This is a genomic window from Rhodocytophaga rosea (assembly GCF_010119975.1).
GTDB classification, from domain to species: domain Bacteria; phylum Bacteroidota; class Bacteroidia; order Cytophagales; family 172606-1; genus Rhodocytophaga; species Rhodocytophaga rosea.
Window position 1 is genome coordinate 2,539,767 of the sequence record NZ_CP048222.1, and the last position, 21,350, is coordinate 2,561,116.

The window sequence follows — 21,350 nt, forward strand, 5'->3', positions numbered from 1 at the left end:
TACTGGTTAAGTTTCCTGCTTTTTACTCTATATTCTTTAATTACATACGCTCAGCTTTTTATTGACTGTTATTTAAAATGGTATGACCCATTTTATCGCGTTTAGTGGTCAGGTAACTCAAATTATAGGGATTGGAAGGTATTTCTATCGGCACACTTTCCACGATTTCCAGTCCATAGCCAATTAAACCAGCCCGTTTTTTCGGGTTATTGCTGATCAGCCGTATTTTAGTAATTCCCAAGTCACGCAGAATCTGAGCGCCTACGCCGTAATCCCGTTCATCCATCTGAAATCCCAGTTCTATATTAGCTTGTACCGTATCCCGGCCCATTTCCTGTAATTTGTAGGCTTTCAGTTTATTCAGCAAGCCAATTCCACGGCCTTCCTGGTTCATATATAATACTACTCCTTTACCAGCCGCTTCTACCGTTTGCATAGCCGCATGCAATTGTCCGCCACAGTCGCAGCGGCAAGAACCAAAAATATCGCCTGTAACACAGGAAGAATGTACCCGTACCAGTACAGGTTCATCTTTTTCCCAGGTTCCTTTTACCAGAGCCAGGTGCAGATCGCCGGTATTTTCCTGCCGGTAGGCAATCAGGTCGAAATGGCCAAATTCGGTGGGCATATCTACGCCAATTTCCCGTTTAATCAGGCTTTCTTTTTTAAGCCGGTATTCAATAAGATCTTTGATAGAAACCAGCTTCAGTCCCTGTTTATCAGCCATTTTGCGCAGTTCAGGCAAACGGGCCATAGTGCCATCTTCATTGAGGATTTCTATAAGCACTCCTGCCGGTTTTAAACCAGCCAGCCTGGCAAAATCTATGGTTGCTTCCGTATGCCCTGACCGGCGCAATACGCCCCCTTTGCGGGCTCTCAGCGGGAAAATATGTCCCGGACGGCCAAGTTCTTCGGGTTTGGTTTCCGGATTTACCAGGGCCTGAATCGTTTTGGCCCTGTCGCTGGCAGAAATACCAGTGGTACAACCATGCCCCAGTAAATCTACTGATACGGTAAAAGGCGTGCCATGAGAAGCCGTATTACGGCCTACCATCAATTCTAACCCAAGTTCTTCGCATCTTTCTTCGGTAAGTGGGGTACACATCAGGCCTCTGGCCTCCCGGATCATAAAATTGACGATTTCGGGCGTTACTTTTTCTGCGGCACAAATCAGGTCGCCTTCATTTTCACGATCTTCGTCGTCTACTACAATAATTACTTTTCCTTGCCGTATATCTTCGATCGCTTCTTCTATGGTATCGAGCTTTATTGGTGAATCGTTTTGCATAATTATATTTTCAAATGAATGTTTAGGAAGCAGTAGATGTATGTTGCAGGAAGGCAAACAAGTTGATGGCTGCAGTTTTCATACATGAATCTACACTTCTATGCCCATAACAAATTTATCACTAAAAAAGTCTTTTTATATACTTGCCGGAATATCAGGGTTTTTCCTGGCACAAAGGTAAACTTTCTTTAGAATCGAAAACGGCTGTTTTTTATTTATTGATAATACAACAAAATTTATTGTTTTTTACTTATTTGTGGCAGAATGATTATTTTGTACGGCAGCTATATCCTTCCACTATGTTAAACAAGGCACAAAAAGAATTTCTGGTCGGAGAGTTGAACAGATTTACTACCTATCACAACATTAGTTCTGATAGAACAGATGACACCCTTGCTATTGAAGAATTATCTGATTTTTCCCTGCGCCGCAAAAAAGCCATCCTGCTGGAAGCCATTACCTGGTGTATGGTATTTATTGTGATGATTATTGTGCTGCTGTACCGCAAAAGACCCTTGAATGTGGCTGCATTTATTACTTTTTTTGTGCTTACGATAGGTAGCTTCAGCTTATTGCTGCGTGCCATGTATGCCCTGGGCCGTAACCGCAAATTCAGGCTGATTGTAAAAATGCTGAAGCTTAATGAAGAAACCAGAGATCATGTAAATTAAGCCATAAATTGCCCTTATTCCACAATGTAGAGCTTCATACACAAGCAAGGCAGCCTGGTTTAGCTTCAAACAAAGCAAAGTCTTAAACCTTATTTAAATAAAACTTTGTTATAAATTTGCGTCCATTAATCACTTAACCAAAAGATAAATATGTCTGCACAATATGATATAATTGTTATAGGAAGCGGTCCGGGAGGATATGTAGCGGCGATTAGGGCTTCTCAACTCAAACTAAAAGTAGCGGTAGTAGAAGTAGCCGAACTGGGGGCATCTGCCTCAACTGGGGGTGTATCCCAACCAAAGCTTTACTGAAAAGTGCCCAGGTGTTTGAATACATCGAACATGCCAAAGATTACGGCATTGATGTTAAAGAGGCAAATGTAAACTTCGAATCTATGATTAAGCGGAGCCGGGATGTAGCGGCTGGCATGAGCAAAGGCGTGCAGTTTCTGTTCCGCAAAAATAAAATTGATATTATTGAAGGGTTTGGCAAACTGTTACCCGGAAAAAAAGTAGAAGTGACCAATAGCAAAAAAGAAAAAACCGTTTACGAAGCCAAGCATATTATTCTGGCCACAGGCGGACGAGCCAGAGAACTTCCCAATCTCAAAATCGACGATAAAAAAATTATTGGCTACCGCAAGGCGATGGTGCTGGAAAATCAACCGGCTTCTATGGTCGTAGTAGGTTCTGGTGCAATCGGCGTAGAGTTTGCCTATTTCTATCATTCCATTGGCACCAAAGTAACAGTTGTCGAATTTTTGCCCCGCCTCGTGCCCAACGAAGATGAAGAAATATCCAAGCAACTGGAACGCAATTATAAGAAAGCCGGCATCAACATTATGGTTAATTCTTCGGTAGAATCAGTGGATACTTCGGGAAAAGGCTGCAAAGTAAAAGTAAAAACAGCTTCCGGTACTGAAACCCTGGAATGTGATATTGTGCTTTCTGCGGTTGGTTATTCACCTAACCTGGAAAATATCGGCCTGGAAGAAGCAGGCGTAAAAGTAGATAAGAACCGGGTGATTGTAGACGAATATTATAAAACCAATGTAGATGGTGTATATGCCATCGGAGATATTGTAAGCGGACCTGCCCTGGCGCACGTAGCCTCAGCCGAAGGAATTATCTGTGTGGAGAAAATTGCCGGTCATCATCCAGAGCCGTTGAATTACAACAATATTCCCGGATGTACCTATTGCCAGCCGGAAATTGCTTCGGTAGGCTATACTGAAAAACAAGCCAAAGAGGCCGGATATGAAGTAAAAGTAGGCAAGTTTCCGTTTACCGCTTCAGGTAAAGCCAAAGCCGCCGGTGCTTCGGATGGATTTGTAAAAGTGATTTTTGATGCCAAATACGGTGAATGGCTGGGTGCCCATATGATTGGTGCCAATGTTACCGAGATGATCGCCGAAGTAGTGGTAGCCCGTAAACTGGAAACCACTGGCCATGAAATCATCAAGTCCGTGCATCCACACCCTACCATGTCGGAAGCAATTATGGAAGCCGCCGCCGCCGCTTATGACGAGGTAATTCACTTATAAAATAGAGACTGGACGCTGGAGGATGGAAGTTAGAAGATGGACTGCTTACCAGACATTTCTAATTTTCAACCTTCTACGTTCAAACTTCCAACCAACTTCTAAATCCCTTATTTCCATTTTGTATGGTTAAGAAAATCATTAATAGTTCCAAAGCTCCATCTCCTATTGGTCCCTACAGCCAGGCAGTACTAGTGGGCAATACCTTATATGTATCCGGCCAGATTTCCCTGGACCCAGCTACTGGTTCTCTGGTAACCGATGACATTGTGCGGGAAACCAATCAGGTGATGCAAAACCTGAAACATATTCTGGCTGAAGCCGGAGCCGGTTTTTCAAGCATTGTAAAGACTACCATTTTTGTAAAAGATTTAAATAACTTCGCAAAAATCAACGAAGTGTACGGAAGTTATTTCGACCATCAGCCACCTGCCAGGGAAACAGTAGAAGTAAGCCGGCTTCCCAAAGATGTGAATGTAGAAATTTCCTGTATTGCTGTGATCTGAGCGCAGAAAAACATATATTCCGGATAAATTCTGCTTCAGAATACGCTTCTCCTTACCAGCTATATACGGTTCCATGAAACACTTTATCCGGCTTCTGCTGCTGATTCCTCCATTGCTATCGCTTAACTGTAAGCGGGATTGTTATCCATATAAGGAACCTGAATTAAAAGCAGTATTTTCACTGGGTGATATTCCTTTTGAGCGGGTTTACGGTTTGGGCGGAAAAGGTGATATCTCCCGCAAAAAGGATGGCTATTACTATCTGCCTGTTTCCCTTCATGCCGATAGCGTGACTTATATATTTGAGCATCCTCCCCGTATAGATACACTTACTATTTTTTATTCCCGTTCGTTCTTTTTTGAATATGAAAGATGCGGCTATGAAGTAAGGGTGGGCGGTGGAGATGTAAACACTACCTTTACACAAGCATGGGTTAACTTCTTTGATAATAATGGTTTTGCTACAAGAGGAACTTATGAAGTTATTATTGAAGAGTAGTTTGATAGGTTGTTTACTGTTGTATGGACAGGCAGCTTTCGGGCAGAATTCAACCCGTAATGTATATATCGGTATCGATATTTTTAAAAATCTACCTCCTCTGGTAAAAGGATACTTTTTTCAGAAAAGTCTCATTATCGAACCTTCCGTCTGGATTCCCTTGGGTTATGGCGGATGGCACTTGAATTTTACGCCAGGCTATTCTTCTATTTATGCGAATCCGGTTTATAAAAACCTGGAATACAATAATGAAGGTATATTTTTGAAAGGAGGCGTAAACTATCTTTTTATGGACTATTTCTCCTTTGGTATAGTCGCTTGTGCATCCAGGTATAGTGAATTCGGGCGCTACATTTTGGAAGGGCCATATTACGGAGGAAAAGAATTTCCTTTTCAGCGCAGGCAAGTAAGGGTATTAGGTTTAGAAACACAGGCAATAATAAAATTTCCTCTTAGCAAACGTTTCTTTCTGGCATTTATAGCCCGGAGTGGAATACATAATTTGGATAGAGCACTAAGTCCGGAATCTTACTACATTCCTGGAATGGGCGTAACTTCCAGAGATATCAATATTACAGCCGGCGGAAGTATAAGCTTGCAATATGCCATTCCGCTTAAGTAGCTTCTTCCGGTATAGCCTTATAGGGTTTCCGCACTAAATATTAAGTTTTAAGAATAGCTAACAGGAAATTAGTGTCTCTGTTAGCTTTTTTTCTTTTCCGTTTGACACTCACGCAAGAAGGCTCTTTTTTGAGCAGATGCAAAGACCACTTTCTAATCAGATGCAGATTGATGGGTCCTTTATCTTTCCTGACTTTAGCCTCATCTTCCCTAAAGGTAACATCTAGTTGCCAATGCAAGCCATTCTCTATCGCCCAATGGCCTCTTATGTAGCGGCTGTACAAGGCAGGGTCTGTATCTGTTAAACTGCTTATATAGAACAGGGTTTGTTCTTGCTTTTTGCCTGCTATAATGCGTTTTCTTTCTACCATGACTAAAGTATGTAAGTCCTGCCATTTTTCCTTTTCCTCTACCAAATCAATGCATTGAGCAATATATACCCTACGTTCTTCTCCTCTGCCATGGGCTTTATCTAGTTGCTGATTAAAAGCGAGAGCAGACTTATTGATTTGCATAAAATGGGCTACCTGCTCATAGAGTACACCTTGATTAGCCTTTAGGGCAATCACATAATGGGCTTGCTTATCCCTGATCTTTTCTACAATTGCCTGCTGACAAGCAATAGCATCTATAGTAATGATACTACCTTTGCAATCAAGGGTATCTAAGTAAGAGTACACAATTAAGTATAAGATTTTGGCAAATTGTATCTTTGCTTATGCGTTATATCAAGAAGATTACAGACAAGCAAAAACAAGACTTAGAGAAGATTCATAAAGATAGTAAAAGTTATCAGGAACGTAACCGTTGCCAATGTATACTGTTATCCAATCAAGGCTATCAAGTACAGAAGTTAGCAAGCATTTTTCAAGTAAGTCAGTTAAGTATTTATAAGTGGTTTGATCGCTTTGAGAAAACAGGTGTGGTAGGGTTAAAGAACCAAAAAGGGAAAGGCAGAAAACCCATCCTTACTACCAGTAATGCTACCCATGTTGAAGTAGTGGAAAATAGCATAGAGAAAGAAAAACAACAACTTAAATTAGCTAAGCGAGAGATAGAAGCTAAATTAGGCACGGCTATGAGTGAGATGACCTTGAAGCGGTTTTTAAAAAAATTGACTACCGATGGAAACGTTTCCGTAAATGGATAAAGCCATTGCAAAACAAAGAAGCATATGAGCAGAAAGTCAAGCGATTACATGCTTTGCTTTATTTGGCACAGACAGGCAGTATAGATTTATATTTTGGAGACGAATCAGGGTTTTGCCTTACCCCTTGTGTACCTTATGGATGGATCAAAAAAGGCGAACACGCCCCTATTTTATCCCAAAGAAGTACAAGGATAAATGTATTTGGCTTGTTAAGTACAAATAATGAGTTGCTTACTTATCAGAAAAGTGGGAGTCTAAACGCTGACTTTATCATTGAATGTGTAGAGGCCTTCTCAACATCTATTTCCAAGTTTACTGTCATAGTCTTAGACAACGCCTCCTGGCATACATGTGGCCTATGGGAAGTCAAAAAAGAAGAATGGGAACAGAAAGGATTATACATCTTTTTGCTGCCTAAGTATAGTCCTCATCTTAACAGGATCGAACGATTTTGGAAGCAGGTGAAATATCATTGGCTCAAAGCCGAAGACTATCTGTCTGTAGAAGCGCTTAAGGAGGCACTTTATACCATCTTTTCAGGATTGGGTACTTACTTTAAACTTGATTTTAAAAAACTTGAAGTAGATGAAAATATTATACTTAATTGTGTTTAATTACTTAATAAAGCAGGAATAGTTGTAATCTCATTACTCTTGGCTTCTACGGCTACTTGTCCAAAGCTTAAGCTATGTTCCTCTACCCATACATTGACCATACGAACCAAAGCATGCTTTTTGCCTGCAGGTATAGTACCTCTCAATTCCTTGCCATCTATACATACCTGCTTGCCTGCTAAGGAGAAGCCAGCTACACACGCTTTGAAGCATTGCTCCAAACTATGGCTATCCAGGTGTCTGATCACCCGATTTAAAGTGTCAGCAGAAGGTATACCATTAACAAAACTTAATCCTAGTTCTTGCTGCAGAAACGCTGTATTATCTTTGCCATAATCTGCTATCTCGTCAAAGTCATCACAATCGGCTATTACCCCACATAAAACTAAGCCTAAAATATCTGCTAATAGATGTAAGCAGCGGCCTTGCACCCGAAAATCAGCTACTTTGTTTAGTATCTTTTTAAGTTCCATGCACAAAGTTAGCCCCTCTTTCCTTTTTCTCTATCTTTGGTGCGGAAACCCTATATAGCCTTACTGATTTGCTGTAAATCTGAACATAAAGCTATACCTTGCAGTTTTTATAAATTGAGCTGAAACATTTAAGAAATCTTTTGCAAAGGCATATACTGCATGAACTTACTGCCGTATCAACAATCTATTCTGGTATTGCCCTTTTCTGCACAGGAAATTATACTCAAACTCAGCCAGACGGTAAAACCTTTCTCAGGAGATGAATACCTATCCCGAAAACCCATAGATACCTTTGTTTTCAACGGATGGGTGAGAGAAAACAAGTTCCGGATTTCCAGGCGCATTACACATGCCGAAAACTTTCTTCCCCTGATCCTGGGTAAAATAGAAACAACATCTAAGGGAAGCATTGTATTTGTGACCTACCGCATTTTTCCTACTGTACTGTTCTTTATGGGCTTCTTCTGCCTGATACTCCTGGGAGCCGCTTCTTTTTATGCCATAACCCAAAAAGACTTTCTGACTGCCGGATTCATGGTATTAATCACCCTGGGTATTTATGCTATTTCCATATTAGACTTTAACCAGAAAGTAAAGCTCAGCAAAAATCTGCTCGAAAAAACCCTCAGTCAATAAATGCATAGAAAACCGGCATCAATCCTAAAACTTATTTAGTAGTTTTGCCATGCTATTTTAAACAGAATGAATTATTAAGTTGATGAGCAAAAATAATAGTGCATTTAATTGAAAGCACTACTCACTACTTGATACTCAATACTCACTACTTAAAATAATACCTGATGGAAAATAAAGTGCGTGTACGTTTTGCTCCCAGCCCTACTGGTGCCCTGCATATTGGTGGGGTGCGAACTGCCTTATATAACTACCTGTTCGCCAAAAAACTGGGCGGTAAAATGCTATTACGGATTGAAGACACCGACCAGACCCGTTTTGTGCCTGGCGCCGAAGAATACATATTAGAATCTTTACGTTGGGTGGGTATTCCTATTGATGAGGGCTTAGAACAAGGCGGTCCGCATGCACCTTACCGGCAATCTGAGCGGAAACATATCTACCAGAAATATGCCCGGCAATTGTTAGATACAGGCAAAGCCTACTATGCCTTTGATACGCCTGAGGAACTCGAAGAAATGCGGGAAAGATTAAAAGCAGCTAAAGTGGCTACACCTCAGTACAATGCGATTACCCGTGCTCAGATGAAAAATTCGCTCACCTTATCTGAAGCTGAGGTAAAAGAAAAACTTTCATCTGGCGCACCTTATGTAATCCGTTTGAAAGTACCGCGTAAAGAAGAAGTCCGGCTCAACGACCTGATCCGGGGATGGGTAATGGTGCATTCCTCTGCCATTGACGATAAAGTGCTGATGAAATCTGATGGCATGCCCACCTATCACCTGGCTAATGTAGTAGACGATCACCTGATGGAAATAACACATGTGATCAGGGGAGAAGAATGGTTGCCTTCTGCACCGCTGCATGTGCTGTTATATCAGGCATTTGGCTGGGAAGATACTATGCCCCAATTTGCTCATTTGCCTTTGTTACTCAAGCCAGATGGAAATGGGAAACTAAGCAAACGGGACGCTGACCAGATGGGTTTCCCTATTTTTCCGCTTGACTGGAATGGCATGGATTATAAAACCGGAGAACAGACTTTTTCTCAGGGTTACCGGGAAGCAGGGTATTTGCCTGAAGCTTTGATTAACTTTCTGGCTTTGCTAGGCTGGAACCCTGGTACCCAGCAGGAATTATTTACGATAGATGAACTGGTTGAGGCATTCAGTATTGAACGGGTAGGAAAAGCCGGTGTAAAGTTCGATATCAACAAAGCAAAATGGTTCAACCAGCAATACTTACGCACTAAACCTGACAGTGAACTGGTACAATACCTACAGGGTGCCTTGAAAGAAAATAACATTTCCTGTACAGAAGAAAAAGCCTTGAAAATAGTACAGTTAATGAAGGAACGAGTAACCTTCCCTAAAGAAATATGGGCAGACCAAACGTACTTCTTCCAGGCTCCGGCTACCTATGATCAACTAGTGATTCAAAGCAAATGGAATCCGGAAGTAGCAGGACTGATCGCTGAGTTTAAAGAGGGTTTACAAAACGTAAATGAATTAAACGCCGAGTTTGCCAAAAACACCCTGCAATCTGTATTAGACAAACATGGCGTAAAAATCGGAAAAGTATTACAGGCATTACGGGTAGTGATTACCGGCGTAAGTACTGGTCCTGACCTGATGCAAACGATGGAAATTATTGGCAAGCAGGAAACAATCACCCGCCTGGAAATTGCATTAGCCCGGTTGAAATAACATTAAAGTATACAAACAAAAAGAGCCTGTTTCGCTTGTGAAGCAGGCTCTTTTTGTTTGCTGAACACATTAAATGGCCTGCATCATATTCAGCTTTTTATACACACCACCGTTAATTTCGAGCAGGTCGTCGTGGTTGCCATGTTCTACAATTTGACCGTTCTGCACGACCAGAATTTCGTCGGCATGTTGAATGGTACTGAGCCTGTGGGCAATAACGAGCGAAGTGCGATTTTGCATGAGATTGTTTAAGGCTTCCTGCACCAGTTTTTCGGATTCAGTATCCAATGCTGAAGTTGCTTCATCCAGAATCAGTATAGGCGGATTTTTGAGAATAGCCCTGGCAATACTGATGCGCTGGCGTTGTCCGCCGGAAAGTTTAGCACCTCTATCTCCAATTACCGTTTGGTAGCCATTTGCGGTTTGAATAATGAACTGGTGGGCATTGGCAATTTTAGCAGCCTGAATCACTTCTTCCTCAGTGGCCTCTTTGCCGAATGCAATGTTGTTAAAAATGGTATCGTTGAATAAAATAGATTCCTGCGTCACAATCCCCATCTGATTTCGGATCGATTCAGTGGTACAATCCCGCAAATCTACGCCATCTATTAACACGCTGCCAGAAAGCGGATCATAAAACCGGGGCACCAGATCGGCAATCGTAGATTTACCTCCGCCTGACGGTCCGACTAAGGCGATGGTTTTTCCCTTTTGTAAGGTGAACGAAACTTCTTTTAAGACCTTCACGCCATTATCATAAGCAAACGATACTCTATCGAAAGTGATGCTCTTTGTAAAATCCGACACTACTCTTGCCTTGGGTTTGTCTTGAATAGCTGGCGGTGTATCTATGAGTGCCAGCACCCGTTCGCCGGAAGCAATTCCCCGTTGAATATTAGAGATGGCGTTAGAGATATCTTTGGCCGGACGTAACACCTGCGAAAATATGGCGATATAGGCAATGAACTCTGCTGCTGATAGATCAGATTGATTGGAGAGAATAAGAGAACCTCCATATAATAAAATCAAAGCCACTACTGTAACGCCCATAAATTCGGAGAAAGGCGATGCCAGTTCCCGTTTATTAGCCATGGAACGGATCAACCGCTTATACCGCTCATTTTCCTGATGAAACTTTCTGCTGATGTATCCATCTGCATTAAAAGCTTTAATTACCCGCATCCCTCCAAAAGTCTCGTCCAGAATACTGATAATGATCCCTAAAGATTCCTGTCCTTTCCGGGCATCTTTCCGCATTTTTTTTACCAATCCGGCAATTACAAAACCTGATATAGGCAATACAATTAAGGAGAAAAGGGTAAGCTTTAAAGAAATAATAAACAAAGAGGCTGAGTATACAACCAGGTTGATTGGGTCTTTGAAAATAGCTGTAAACGTGCTGGCAATGGAATTCTCCACTTCCTGCACGTCGGTAGTAATTCTTGACATAATATTGCCTTTGCGCTCATTGGAGAAATACCCCAGATGTAAAGACAGCGCTTTGGTAAAGACATCCTGCCTGAGCCGTGCTACGGAGTGAGCTTTTAATTTCTCAAGAATCCGCTGCATTAAATACTTAAAGAGGTTAGCCAGGAAAACAGAACCTATTACTACTCCACAAACAAACTTGAGGGCGCCAATCTTTCCATACTCTACTATGAACTGGCTGAAATAATAATTAAACAGACTCACAGGATAATTTAAACTGAAGCTAAACGCAGGTTTCACCAGCATAGCCTGTACATTTTCGTCTTTTACTGTTCCAAATAATATATCCAGAAGGGGAATCAGCAGGGCTAAATTAGCTATTCCAAACAGAATGCTGAGAAAGGCGAATATAAAATAAGGAAAAGCGAATTTTCCGATGGGACGGGCGTAGGCAATTAATCTTAGGTAAGTCTTCATGTATTTTTATAAACAATAAACAGCAGATATATAGTATACCTGCTGTCTGATAATTTGGGTTATTTCATGCCTGGTTATTAGAAACATACGAAGGCAACCAGGCCGTAATTTTATCTTTGGCTTGTTCAACGGTAATAGATTGTATACACGTACAATACTGCGTTTTCCGGCAATCGTTACAGGTTTTATCTAAGCATAATACTTCTGCTTTTTCGCCGACAGGTGCCCACCGGCCAGGGTGAATGGGCCGCATCGGCGGATAAATTCCTAGGGCGTATTTATCGAGAGCCGCTGCAATATGTAAAGGTCCGGTACTGCAAGCCAGAAGGCCATCCACATTGTCGATAAAGCTAATAAGTTGCTCCAGGTTAAGTTTACCAGTCAGGTTATGTACATGCTCAAAATTGAACAGGGCTGGTAATTGTTCGCGTATCTGTTGCCCTTCAGTTTCTGTACCGGTAATAAATATCTGAAACTGGTCGGCATGCAGTTGTTTTACTAGTTCCAGGTAATGAGAAAGCGGCCACTCTCTGGCGCTTCCTTTGGATTTGGGATGCAGAATGAGGTTGAATTTATCTGGCTGTATTAAGGCAGCAATCGTAGCCGGTAAAGAAAATCTCGTTGCAGATAGTCCATACCGTTGTGCAATTTCGGTTAAAGCCGGGGTTCTTTCTATACCTAAAGGCTTTAATAATTGAAGGTTTAGTTGTGCTTCGTGAAGAATTGAATTTTTGCGGCTCAGGTTTACCAGTTTATTGCAGAACAGCCAGTGAAACCAGCGGTGACTGGTGGCGACCCTGATAGGAATATTGGCTTCTTTCGCAAGTCTGGCTATTTTTTTATCCGGAAATACATGAATGATCGCATCTGCCTGAATCCGCTGTAATAATTCAGGATTTTTAAGAATACTTTCCCGGTCAATAAATTCATCTACATGGCGGCTGGCAATAATGACTGGTTTGGTATAAGCCTTTCCAATGAAATATATTTTTACATCCGGCAAGATAGATTTCAGCATACCAGCCATCGGTAAGGTCAATACGACATCACCCAGATTATCGGTACGGCTGATAATGATGCTTTTTAATAACTTCATAGTTCAGGTATTTGCCATTTGCAAAGTCTACTACTTTAGATATATTCTTATACAAGCCCTGTTATTCATTCACAGAAACTTTTTCATGTTGCAGTATATGCCGGTTTATTCCTTTATCACAGAACTTTAATTGTTCATCAATGGATTTTTGTAAGAGCATCTGGTTTACAGCCAGACAATCTCTTGTATGTTCAGGATGGTATAAGTGATAGGCTACACCTCCGAATTTAAGATTGCGCCGGCGGATATTATTATTGAACAGCCGTACGGCAAACTCACTGTCTTCCCGGCCCCATCCTACAAAATTTTCATTGAATCCATTTACCTTCATGGCATCTTCTTTCCAGAAAGCCATATTACATCCCCGTATTCCTTTCAGACTGAATTTACCTTGATGTACCGAAAACACCTTGGATAAAATAGGCATATGCATGGCATTAAAGCGATTCGTAATTCCCTGCTGAAAAGGCCAGAAGTCAATTCTTTTGTTCTCAATGCTACGCCTGGTAACTTTCTCGGAGAGCAGCACCCTGGAACCTTGCAGGAAATACCCTTTTGTAGCTGCCTTTTTATGGCTTTTTATGAAATTGCTCGACAATACCATATCGCCGTCTACCATAATCATATATTCTGACTTAGCCATAGCAATGGCTTTATTGCGTATTTCCGCTAGCCGAAATCCATTGTCCTCATGCCAGCAATGCAAGAGAGGCACCGGGAACTTTTTTGCATAACTTCTGATCATCTGGGCAGTATCCGGCATAGAGCCATCATCGGCAATAATAATTTCATCCGGCATGTCTGTCTGGTTCAGCACGCTCAACAACACAAGTTCTAGCGCCTCCTTCCGGTTGTAGGTAGTAATAATAAGAGATACTGTTAACATCTGGTTGATTTCATACAACTTGGTATACTTATAAAATACGCCATTGGCATTAGATACTGAAATAATAAAGCCTTCGTACCCATCTAAAAAACCTGCCTGCAAGATATAGTTCCTGAAAAAGGCAAATATTGATTTATAAGCGATTTTAACAGGAGAAGATTTCTTTTTAAACCGGTTAGCACTGGCATAAATAGAGGAATATTTCTGAATTTTTGAAACCAACTCTGAAGCATTCTGGTAGGCATGGTGTAAAATATCGCCATTCAGATGCCCTAGGGTACTTCCTTCCTGCATCACGACCTTGTCGTGTGGATTATAGCCTCCCCACATGCCTTTCCTAATGTCCCACAAGCGGATTTTACGATCGGGATACCAGCCGCAATGCCTAACCCATTTACCTGCATAACTGCTGAGCCGGTTCATAGTATAGCCATCCGTTGTCCAGTTGCGCTTTATTATCTGTATGGAGGCTATCAATTCCTTGGATAAAGCTTCGTCGGCATCCAGTGAAAGCACATATGGATAGGTTGCCTGAGACAAAGCAAAGTTTTTTTGCTCTATATGTCCTTCAAAAAGATGCTGTATATACCTGACTCCCTTCTGCAAACAAATTTCTCTGGTTCTATCAGTAGAATAAGAATCCACTACCAGAATTTCGTCGGCTATCTCATATACCGAGTTAATACACCTGGCAATGTTTTTTTCTTCATTGAAGGTAATAATAACTACTGAAAGTTGAACGGCAAGAGGCATTTAGCAGCGAAGTAGATATAGTTTACAGGTGTAACGAAAAATATTTCAGATTAGGATATTTTTAGTTCCTGTTGCAGGAACTTATAGCTAATATATGTATATAAAAATGGTGAAATACGTACAAGTATTTTATACAGCACGCAATTTACTAAAATTTAGGTTTATTCATCTTATGTCGCCAGATTTGCGGATAATTCGCGTAATATTGTAATTTTGTTCCTACACACCCCTACCACTTATGTCAGACGTTCCGGCTCAGAACTATACAGAAAAAGAAAAATACAGGATTTTTGACCAGGAGTTTATGCCCCACATCAACTCTATGTACAATTTTGCCTATCGCCTGACGGTGGACGAAGACGAAGCCAAAGATCTGGTACAGGATACATATTTAAAAGCATTCCGTTTTATTACTTCTTTCCAGAAAGGAACTAACGCCAAAGCATGGTTGTTCCGGATATTAAAAAACAGCTTCATCAACGATTACCGGAAAAAGAGTAAAGAACCGGCCAAAGTTGATTATCAGGAAGTCGAAACTTTTTATAATTCGGATGAAGCAGATGCAGATAATATCACAGTAGACCTGCGGGTAGAATCTGTACAGGAAATGATCGGCGATGAGGTAGCTAATGCCTTAAATTCTCTGGCAGTAGATTTCAGAACAGTGATTATTTTATGCGATATAGAAGGATTTACCTATGAAGAAATGGCTAAGATTTTGGACATTCCTATTGGTACAGTCCGTTCGAGATTACACAGAGCCCGTAACCTGCTGAAAGAAAAATTAAAAACATATGCCAAAACCATGGGATACGGCGATTAATTGAAACTAATCATTTTATAATTGGGTTTGCTAATCGGAATGCATCCAACAAATAACAGATTATTGATAGAAACATTTAAAGAAAATATATAACTTTTATCCTGTTACGTATCGTTCCTATAAAGCTATTTTTAAGTCTGATCACTTAACATTATAACCTTATTCAACCCGTTAAAAATCAAATTATGTCAACGTCTAAAAAGGTGTTTCCCATTTTACAGAAAAAAGAGAACACCCACTACCTGCAGCAAGACTGTAAAAACCGCCAGGAATGTATGAAAGCCCTTCAGTTGATTTTAGATGGTGAAGCCACTTCCGAGCAACTGCAGCACTTTAACCAGAATATTGACAAATGCATGCCCTGCATTGAAGGTTATAACCTTGAAGTAACCATCCGTCAGATTCTTTGTGATAAAATTGAGAAAAAAACGGTTCCCAATGAATTAATAGATGCCATTAAAGTAAAAATCAACGAGAGCGTAGTATAGAAATAGTGGATTTTTCATTATGCATTCTGAATTGTTTTGATTCAAATTCATGATCCATCATTTTAATTCAAATACTCGCTCTGTATTCATGGCTTTTTCTGGCAAACTTATTATCTTCTCGGCACCCTCCGGTTCTGGAAAAACTACTATTGTTAAACACCTTTTAGCCCAAAATCCAAACCTGGGCTTTTCTATTTCTGCCTGTACCAGAGACAAACGGGGGCGCAATGAAGAAAATGGAAAAGATTATTATTTTTTAACCCCGGAAGAATTCAAGCAGAAAATAGACAATAACGAATTTGTAGAGTGGGAGCAGGTATATGTAGGCGCATTTTATGGCACCTTGAAATCTGAAATAGAAAGAATCTGGAGCCTGGGCAAACATGTATTATTTGATGTAGATGTAAAAGGAGGGCTCAGCCTGAAAAAACATTATGGCCACAAAGCGCTGGCTATTTTTGTGAAGGTACCTTCTTTAGAATTGCTCGAACAGCGATTGCGCATCAGGGGTACAGATAGTGAAGAAAGTATCTCCCGCCGCTTGTTTAAGGTAAAATTTGAAATGTCGTTTGAAAACCAGTTTGATGTAACCCTGGTAAACGAAGATCTGGAAAAGACCTTGGTAAAAGCCCAGTTACTGGTAGACGATTTTTTGAAATAATAGCCAATAAAGATCAAATGCTACCACCTGACAAAGCAATTTTTCATTACAGCAAAACCAACTTTCCGATCTTTATATCTTCAAATCTGTAATTGCACCCATGAAGATTGGATTATTCTTTGGTTCCTTCAATCCTATTCATATCGGCCACCTGATTATTGCCAACATTATGGCCGAAAACACAGAATTACAGGCTGTGTGGTTTGTGGTTTCTCCACAGAATCCCTTCAAAAAAAGCAACTCACTCTTACACGAATTCGACAGGCTGGATATGGTTGAAATGGCCATCGATGACAATCCCCGTTTGAAAGCTACCGATATTGAATTTCATTTGCCAAAACCCAGTTATACCATCGATACGCTTACCGTGATCCAGGAAAAGTTTCCCCAGCATTCATTCCGATTGATCATTGGAGAAGATAATTTAGTGCAGTTTACCAAGTGGAAAAATTACCAGCAGATCCTGCAATACTTTGGCTTATATGTATATCCCAGACCTGGTTCAGCCAAAAGTGATTTAATTCAACATCCGCAGGTAAAAGTGGTAGAGGCTCCTCTACTTGATATTTCGGCTACTTTTATCAGGGAACGTATCCGGCAGAATAAATCCGTCAGGTACTTGGTGCCCGACCGGGTGGAACAGTATATTATGCGGAAGAAATTTTATATGTAATTCATCGGATTTTCCTGCCTGTATCTTTTATAAAAATAAGGTTATTAAACAAAGTAGCTTTGGTTTGTACTATCCAATGAGAAAAAATTTCTGCAATTTTTCTCATATTTGAAATAATATTCATCTTCAAACCTCAAAAACCAATATGAGAAAAATACATATTATTTTGATAGCATTCTGGCTGTCGAGTTACCTGGCGTATGCCCAGCAAGAGCCTGTAGACCTTCAAATGGTTGAAAAGATCAAAGAAGAAGGTTTGCAACGCTCGCAGGTAATGAAAACGGCTTTCTACCTTACCGATGTGATCGGCCCCAGGCTATCTGGCTCCGACGGTCTAAAACGCGCCAATGAATGGACACGTCAGCAACTCACCGAATGGAAACTGGAAAAAGCTGCCATTGAGCCCTGGGGGCAATTCGGCAAAGGCTGGGACATTGAAAAATCCTATGTAGCCATGACCGTTCCCTACTATCAACCTTTAATTGCCTCTCCCAAAGCCTGGACACCCAGTACCAATGGGATAGTAAAAGGTAAAATAATTCTGGTAAAAGCAGAGAAAGAAGAAGACCTCGCCCAGTACAAAGGGAAACTGAAAGATAAAATGGTACTGGTTCAAACTGCTGCCAATATAAAAACAACGTTTGAAGCAGATGCCAAAAGATACACCGATGAAGAACTGGCAAAAATGGTGGCTGCTACTCCAATTGCCTCTTCCAGTTCGAGCATGTCACCAGAACGTATCGCCGAATACCGTGCCCGCCGGGCTTTACGTGAAAAAATAAGCCAGTTTTTGCAGGAGGAAGGCGCTGCCGTGGTTATTTCGAACGGGAGAGGAATGCATGGAACGTATTTTACTTCTAATGGTGCTTCTTATGCTCCGGATGCAAAACCTGTTCTACCCGAAATGGAAATGGCTGCTGAACATTATGCCAGAGTTCAGCGTTTGCTTGAAGCACAAATAGAAGTGGAAATTGAAACAGAAATCAAAACCCGTTTCAATACAGATCTGACCGGATATAATGTGGTTGCAGAAATTCCCGGAACTGATAAAAAGCTCAAAAATGAACTGGTAATGGTAGGCGCACACTTGGATTCCTGGCATGCCGCCACCGGCGCTACCGATAATGCAGCTGGGTCTGCCGTAATGATGGAAGCCATGCGTATTTTAAAAGCTGTAGGTGTAAAACCCCGTCGTACGATCCGGATTGCTTTATGGGGCTCTGAAGAACAAGGCTTACATGGTTCGAGAAATTATGTAAAAAATCATTTTGCTGACCCGGAAACCATGAGTTTACTGCCAGATCATGCCAAACTTTCGGCATATTATAATGTAGATAACGGAACTGGTAAAATCAGAGGGGTTTATCTGCAGGGCAATGAAGCCTTACGCCCTGTATTTGAAGCCTGGCTGGCTCCTTTTAAAGACATGGGTGCTTCCTCAGTAACCATCCGGAATACTGGTGGCACTGATCACCTGGCTTTTGATGCAGTAGGCTTACCAGGATTTCAGTTTATACAAGATGAAATAGATTACAGTACCCGCACCCATCATACCAATATGGATACTTATGAGCGGTTACAAGAAGAAGATCTGAAACAAGCCGCCGTGATTGTAGCTTCGTTTGTATATCACACCGCCATGCGGGATCAGAAACTAACGAGAAAAGAATTACCAGTAGCCAAAGCTGCCGGAACCAACTAAGCCAGCACTCAGACGACATCTACTAAAGGCCAGCCAGACCAGCTGGCTTTTATATTGGCATCAAGGATAGAATAATACTTCATTTTCTCGTGATTGTGGACAGAAAGTTTATTTTTGTAAAAATGAGTTTGTAAGCCAATATGAAAATAGCAGCCATTATCGTAACTATAATTGCAGGAATGGCCCTTATAGGGTATACTTTTCTGGGTGGCTTCCAGAAAATTCCTTTTTCACATACCACTATTGAAGGATATATTCTGGCCGGTATTCCATATAAAGGCAAAGCTACCGATCAGAAGTTCAGAGAGTTATTTGAGAAAGTGAATATAGATCATAAAGCAGGTAAAATTAAGGGTACCTTAGCTGCCATTTACTACGATACGCCAGGTGCCGACAAAGGAAAAGTAGATGCTGTGATTGGTACATTGGTACCAGATTCTTTAGCTTCATTACCAGCATCATACAAATACATGTATCTGGCCGGAACCCAGGCCGTACGTGCTGAAATCACCTCTCATCCGGCTGTGGCTCCGGCGCCTGATAAATTGAAACAAAAATTGATGGAATACGCCTGGGAAAACAAACTAAAACCACAAAATATTGTAATTGAGAAATATATTAATGAACGAAATCTCCAAATAGAAATACCTGTTAAAACAAATTAATATGACTAAGAAACTCAAAAGATCCCAAACCAACCGTAAAATCACAGGCGTTTGCGGAGGTATTGCTGAATACCTGAATATAGATGCCACCATCATCCGGATTATTTTTGTGATCGCAACAATAGTAGGATTCGGTTCGCCCGTTCTTATCTACCTGATACTTATGTTCATTATGCCGGATGAATATTAGTTGCTATAACTAAATGAATATAGAATCTAATTCTCTGATGAATTCATACTTAGAATGCACCAAATACAAGTTTGAAAGCATTAATATAGAATTACCAGAGGAATTTGAAAAAGGATTCAGATCAGAACAAGGTTGCATATTACTTAAAGACTTCCACTATTTCGGGGCAATAGAATTAGACACAGATTATAAGAAATGCGAGTACGAGGTCTTTTTAAATGATATTCATGTAGATGATTACTTTAAGTGTATAGAAAGTGAATTGGAGTACCTTCTGATTGGACTCACAATAGCAAAAAGATTACACAAGGAATTGAACACTGACTTTGAAGGTAACTTTAGAATTATAATATCTTTCAATGAAACAATTTACTCTGGGGAAGATATTGATACTTACGGTGGCTGCGTGGTCAAATTCCATAAAATACGACCTTCCACAGATGAGAAATTTAAGTTTTCGGATTTAGAAGATTTCAAATCCGAAGCTGTAATGATAATAGAATAACATCAACTATTATTATGTAAACACCATTTTTGGACAATGGCCTTTGCTGCTACTTACACAAGGATGTTAGAATCCTAACAGATTACATGAATTACACTGCTTTCTATAGCAATTTTATAATGGTGATTGTGTTACCGTCTCCTGTGTAATAGTTTCCTTTACTTCTTTTTTAAAATCATTAATAAAATCTCCCTGCGGATTTTTGTCGGCAGGTACCGGAGGCTCACCCAGTAAAAAGCCAAACGGCTCCAGGGGCTCAATATTATCGAGAATAACTTTAGCAATAGCTGTAAAAGGGATAGACAGAATCATACCCGAAGGTCCCCATAAAATGCCTCCGATAATCAAGGCAATAATGGCAGCCAGTGGATTTACGCTCACCTTTGAGCCTACAATACTAGGAGTGATAAAATTACCCTCCAGCAACTGCACAATCGTAAATACGCCGGCAACTCCCACTGCATACCAGATAGAATCTTTGGTGAGCAATGCCATCATAATGGGAAAAACGGAACCTATAATGATTCCCAGGTAGGGAACAATATTGAGCAAAGCAGCTAAAGCCCCAAAGAATAAAGCATATTCAATTCCCAGAATCAGTAATCCTACTGTATTTAAGGCAGCGATAATAGCCATTACCAGCAATAAACCCATAATATAGTTTTTTACCACATTCTGAATCTTATACATAATCTCTGTGATATTCTGGTTAGGGGTACTGATAAAGAGTTTATTTAAAAACTGCTTGAAAAACGAGCGGTAATACAGAAAGAAAAATATAAAAACCGGCATCAGCCCCAGGTCGGCAAAGGTGTTAGTAGTATAGGCAAGCATATTGGTTACCATCGCCCCACTGGATGCCATCACCGTGCTTGCAGACCGGCGCAGATAGTTCAGTTGATTACTTTTGTTAATCCCAAATGTTTTCGATACATACTGATGTAAATCGTTGAGGAGTTCCGTAAACTTAGCTTGTAAGCCGGGCAGGTCTTCACCAAAACTTAATATCTGCGATGTAATAAAATACAGAATGATTCCCAGTACTATAATAATAGTAACCAGGCAGATAAAAATAGCCAATACCCTTGGAAAACGCCAGCTTTCCAGTTTTACACATAAGGGATGCAGCAGTAAGGCAAAAAGGAATGAAAAGCACAAGGGGACCATAAGCCCAGCTCCCAGTTCCAGACCTACAAAGATGAGGGCAATGCTAATCAGCACCAGGCTTATTTTTACATACAGAGGCAGTTTAACTTTTATATAATTTTCCATGTATTTTGTTCAGTTCATGTATCAGATAT

23 protein-coding genes and 1 pseudogene are annotated in these 21,350 nt (G+C 40.7%); 17 read left to right on the forward strand and 7 right to left on the reverse strand.

Going from position 1 to position 21,350, the window contains the following annotated elements:
• Positions 1-58 precede the first annotated feature (58 nt).
• Positions 59-1,288: a bifunctional 3,4-dihydroxy-2-butanone-4-phosphate synthase/GTP cyclohydrolase II gene (locus GXP67_RS10610; RefSeq protein ID WP_162443109.1), complete on the reverse strand. Its 1,230-nt coding sequence runs from the start codon at positions 1,286-1,288 to the stop codon at positions 59-61.
• Positions 1,289-1,587: 299 nt separating this feature from the next.
• On the opposite strand from GXP67_RS10610, the gene GXP67_RS10615 reads away from it, so the two are divergent.
• The 5 genes and pseudogenes from GXP67_RS10615 to GXP67_RS10635 all read left to right on the forward strand — a co-directional run bounded on the left by GXP67_RS10615 (position 1,588) and on the right by GXP67_RS10635 (position 5,127).
• A complete protein-coding gene (locus GXP67_RS10615) occupies positions 1,588-1,959 on the forward strand; it encodes a hypothetical protein (protein ID WP_162443110.1) in 372 nt (123 codons plus the stop codon).
• A 150-nt stretch (positions 1,960-2,109) separates the two neighbouring features.
• A pseudogene (gene lpdA, locus GXP67_RS10620) lies at positions 2,110-3,503 on the forward strand (dihydrolipoyl dehydrogenase).
• Positions 3,504-3,625: 122 nt separating this feature from the next.
• Positions 3,626-4,006 (forward strand): RidA family protein, encoded by a 381-nt coding sequence (locus GXP67_RS10625; protein ID WP_162443111.1) that lies wholly within the window; start codon positions 3,626-3,628, stop codon positions 4,004-4,006.
• Between the two features lie 73 nt (positions 4,007-4,079).
• Positions 4,080-4,505 carry a hypothetical protein gene (locus tag GXP67_RS10630; protein ID WP_162443112.1) on the forward strand — a complete coding sequence of 142 codons (426 nt, stop codon included), beginning with the start codon at positions 4,080-4,082 and terminating at the stop codon, positions 4,503-4,505.
• Positions 4,483-5,127 carry a hypothetical protein gene (locus tag GXP67_RS10635; protein WP_162443113.1) on the forward strand — a complete coding sequence of 215 codons (645 nt, stop codon included), beginning with the start codon at positions 4,483-4,485 and terminating at the stop codon, positions 5,125-5,127. The genes GXP67_RS10630 and GXP67_RS10635 overlap by 23 nt, the downstream gene beginning before the upstream one ends.
• A 40-nt stretch (positions 5,128-5,167) precedes the next feature.
• Here GXP67_RS10635 and GXP67_RS10640 read toward each other — a convergent pair whose 3' ends face one another.
• Positions 5,168-5,806 carry an ISAs1 family transposase gene (locus tag GXP67_RS10640; RefSeq protein ID WP_162443114.1) on the reverse strand — a complete coding sequence of 213 codons (639 nt, stop codon included), beginning with the start codon at positions 5,804-5,806 and terminating at the stop codon, positions 5,168-5,170.
• 38 nt (positions 5,807-5,844) lie between these two features.
• On the opposite strand from GXP67_RS10640, the gene GXP67_RS10645 reads away from it, so the two are divergent.
• Entirely contained in the window at positions 5,845-6,276 is a 432-nt protein-coding gene (locus tag GXP67_RS10645) for a helix-turn-helix domain-containing protein (protein ID WP_162441276.1), read from the forward strand.
• 5 nt (positions 6,277-6,281) lie between these two features.
• Positions 6,282-6,890, forward strand: coding sequence for an IS630 family transposase (locus tag GXP67_RS10650; protein WP_232064508.1), 609 nt, complete (start codon positions 6,282-6,284; stop codon positions 6,888-6,890).
• Here GXP67_RS10650 and GXP67_RS10655 read toward each other — a convergent pair.
• Positions 6,887-7,363 (reverse strand): ISAs1 family transposase, encoded by a 477-nt coding sequence (locus GXP67_RS10655; protein ID WP_162443115.1) that lies wholly within the window; start codon positions 7,361-7,363, stop codon positions 6,887-6,889. The genes GXP67_RS10650 and GXP67_RS10655 overlap by 4 nt on opposite strands.
• A 159-nt stretch (positions 7,364-7,522) precedes the next feature.
• On the opposite strand from GXP67_RS10655, the gene GXP67_RS10660 reads away from it, so the two are divergent.
• Together GXP67_RS10660 and gltX are read left to right on the forward strand one after the other, a co-directional pair.
• Complete coding sequence (locus tag GXP67_RS10660; RefSeq protein ID WP_162443116.1) at positions 7,523-7,999, forward strand: hypothetical protein; 477 nt, start codon at positions 7,523-7,525, stop codon at positions 7,997-7,999.
• 164 nt (positions 8,000-8,163) lie between these two features.
• Positions 8,164-9,702 (forward strand): glutamate--tRNA ligase, encoded by a 1,539-nt coding sequence (gltX, locus tag GXP67_RS10665; RefSeq protein ID WP_162443117.1) that lies wholly within the window; start codon positions 8,164-8,166, stop codon positions 9,700-9,702.
• Positions 9,703-9,771: 69 nt separating this feature from the next.
• On the opposite strand, the gene GXP67_RS10670 is transcribed toward gltX, so the two are convergent.
• From GXP67_RS10670 to GXP67_RS10680, 3 genes are all read right to left on the reverse strand, one after another.
• Entirely contained in the window at positions 9,772-11,607 is a 1,836-nt protein-coding gene (locus GXP67_RS10670; RefSeq protein WP_162443118.1) for an ABC transporter ATP-binding protein, read from the reverse strand.
• A gap of 64 nt (positions 11,608-11,671) precedes the next feature.
• Positions 11,672-12,703 carry a glycosyltransferase family 9 protein gene (locus GXP67_RS10675; protein ID WP_162443119.1) on the reverse strand — a complete coding sequence of 344 codons (1,032 nt, stop codon included), beginning with the start codon at positions 12,701-12,703 and terminating at the stop codon, positions 11,672-11,674.
• Positions 12,704-12,764: 61 nt separating this feature from the next.
• Positions 12,765-14,342: a glycosyltransferase family 2 protein gene (locus GXP67_RS10680; RefSeq protein WP_162443120.1), complete on the reverse strand. Its 1,578-nt coding sequence runs from the start codon at positions 14,340-14,342 to the stop codon at positions 12,765-12,767.
• Positions 14,343-14,580: 238 nt separating this feature from the next.
• Here GXP67_RS10680 and GXP67_RS10685 point away from each other — a divergent pair, with 238 nt between their 5' ends.
• From GXP67_RS10685 to GXP67_RS10720, 8 genes are all read left to right on the forward strand, one after another.
• The gene (locus tag GXP67_RS10685) at positions 14,581-15,165 is read left to right on the forward strand and encodes a sigma-70 family RNA polymerase sigma factor (protein WP_162443121.1); all 585 of its coding nucleotides are present in this window, start codon (positions 14,581-14,583) and stop codon (positions 15,163-15,165) included.
• Positions 15,166-15,350: 185 nt separating this feature from the next.
• The gene (locus GXP67_RS10690) at positions 15,351-15,653 is read left to right on the forward strand and encodes a hypothetical protein (RefSeq protein WP_162443122.1); all 303 of its coding nucleotides are present in this window, start codon (positions 15,351-15,353) and stop codon (positions 15,651-15,653) included.
• Between the two features lie 88 nt (positions 15,654-15,741).
• Entirely contained in the window at positions 15,742-16,314 is a 573-nt protein-coding gene (gene gmk / locus GXP67_RS10695) for a guanylate kinase (RefSeq protein ID WP_162443123.1), read from the forward strand.
• Between the two features lie 100 nt (positions 16,315-16,414).
• Positions 16,415-16,987: a nicotinate (nicotinamide) nucleotide adenylyltransferase gene (gene nadD, locus GXP67_RS10700; RefSeq protein WP_162443124.1), complete on the forward strand. Its 573-nt coding sequence runs from the start codon at positions 16,415-16,417 to the stop codon at positions 16,985-16,987.
• A 145-nt stretch (positions 16,988-17,132) separates the two neighbouring features.
• Positions 17,133-18,689 carry a M28 family metallopeptidase gene (locus GXP67_RS10705; protein ID WP_162443125.1) on the forward strand — a complete coding sequence of 519 codons (1,557 nt, stop codon included), beginning with the start codon at positions 17,133-17,135 and terminating at the stop codon, positions 18,687-18,689.
• 140 nt (positions 18,690-18,829) lie between these two features.
• A complete protein-coding gene (locus tag GXP67_RS10710; protein ID WP_162443126.1) occupies positions 18,830-19,354 on the forward strand; it encodes a hypothetical protein in 525 nt (174 codons plus the stop codon).
• A 1-nt stretch (position 19,355) separates the two neighbouring features.
• Positions 19,356-19,544, forward strand: coding sequence for a PspC domain-containing protein (locus GXP67_RS10715; protein WP_162443127.1), 189 nt, complete (start codon positions 19,356-19,358; stop codon positions 19,542-19,544).
• Between the two features lie 13 nt (positions 19,545-19,557).
• Entirely contained in the window at positions 19,558-20,049 is a 492-nt protein-coding gene (locus tag GXP67_RS10720; protein WP_162443128.1) for a PM0498 family protein, read from the forward strand.
• A 114-nt stretch (positions 20,050-20,163) separates the two neighbouring features.
• On the opposite strand, the gene GXP67_RS10725 is transcribed toward GXP67_RS10720, so the two are convergent.
• Positions 20,164-21,321, reverse strand: coding sequence for an AI-2E family transporter (locus tag GXP67_RS10725; RefSeq protein WP_162443129.1), 1,158 nt, complete (start codon positions 21,319-21,321; stop codon positions 20,164-20,166).
• Positions 21,322-21,350: the final 29 nt, after the last annotated feature.

Excerpts from the sequence above, each read along its gene's own strand:
- GXP67_RS10610 (WP_162443109.1), bottom strand. The coding sequence starts at position 1,288 with ATGCAAAACGATTCACCAATAAAGCTCGATACCATAGAAGAAGCGATC.
- GXP67_RS10615 (WP_162443110.1), top strand. The coding sequence starts at position 1,588 with ATGTTAAACAAGGCACAAAAAGAATTTCTGGTCGGAGAGTTGAACAGA.
- GXP67_RS10625 (WP_162443111.1), top strand. The coding sequence starts at position 3,626 with ATGGTTAAGAAAATCATTAATAGTTCCAAAGCTCCATCTCCTATTGGT.
- GXP67_RS10630 (WP_162443112.1), top strand. The coding sequence starts at position 4,080 with ATGAAACACTTTATCCGGCTTCTGCTGCTGATTCCTCCATTGCTATCG.
- GXP67_RS10635 (WP_162443113.1), top strand. The coding sequence starts at position 4,483 with ATGAAGTTATTATTGAAGAGTAGTTTGATAGGTTGTTTACTGTTGTAT.
- GXP67_RS10645 (WP_162441276.1), top strand. The coding sequence starts at position 5,845 with ATGCGTTATATCAAGAAGATTACAGACAAGCAAAAACAAGACTTAGAG.
- GXP67_RS10655 (WP_162443115.1), bottom strand. The coding sequence starts at position 7,363 with ATGGAACTTAAAAAGATACTAAACAAAGTAGCTGATTTTCGGGTGCAA.
- GXP67_RS10660 (WP_162443116.1), top strand. The coding sequence starts at position 7,523 with ATGAACTTACTGCCGTATCAACAATCTATTCTGGTATTGCCCTTTTCT.
- gltX (WP_162443117.1), top strand. The coding sequence starts at position 8,164 with ATGGAAAATAAAGTGCGTGTACGTTTTGCTCCCAGCCCTACTGGTGCC.
- GXP67_RS10670 (WP_162443118.1), bottom strand. The coding sequence starts at position 11,607 with ATGAAGACTTACCTAAGATTAATTGCCTACGCCCGTCCCATCGGAAAA.
- GXP67_RS10675 (WP_162443119.1), bottom strand. The coding sequence starts at position 12,703 with ATGAAGTTATTAAAAAGCATCATTATCAGCCGTACCGATAATCTGGGT.
- GXP67_RS10680 (WP_162443120.1), bottom strand. The coding sequence starts at position 14,342 with ATGCCTCTTGCCGTTCAACTTTCAGTAGTTATTATTACCTTCAATGAA.
- GXP67_RS10685 (WP_162443121.1), top strand. The coding sequence starts at position 14,581 with ATGTCAGACGTTCCGGCTCAGAACTATACAGAAAAAGAAAAATACAGG.
- GXP67_RS10690 (WP_162443122.1), top strand. The coding sequence starts at position 15,351 with ATGTCAACGTCTAAAAAGGTGTTTCCCATTTTACAGAAAAAAGAGAAC.
- gmk (WP_162443123.1), top strand. The coding sequence starts at position 15,742 with ATGGCTTTTTCTGGCAAACTTATTATCTTCTCGGCACCCTCCGGTTCT.
- nadD (WP_162443124.1), top strand. The coding sequence starts at position 16,415 with ATGAAGATTGGATTATTCTTTGGTTCCTTCAATCCTATTCATATCGGC.
- GXP67_RS10705 (WP_162443125.1), top strand. The coding sequence starts at position 17,133 with ATGAGAAAAATACATATTATTTTGATAGCATTCTGGCTGTCGAGTTAC.
- GXP67_RS10710 (WP_162443126.1), top strand. The coding sequence starts at position 18,830 with ATGAAAATAGCAGCCATTATCGTAACTATAATTGCAGGAATGGCCCTT.
- GXP67_RS10715 (WP_162443127.1), top strand. The coding sequence starts at position 19,356 with ATGACTAAGAAACTCAAAAGATCCCAAACCAACCGTAAAATCACAGGC.
- GXP67_RS10720 (WP_162443128.1), top strand. The coding sequence starts at position 19,558 with ATGAATATAGAATCTAATTCTCTGATGAATTCATACTTAGAATGCACC.
- GXP67_RS10725 (WP_162443129.1), bottom strand. The coding sequence starts at position 21,321 with ATGGAAAATTATATAAAAGTTAAACTGCCTCTGTATGTAAAAATAAGC.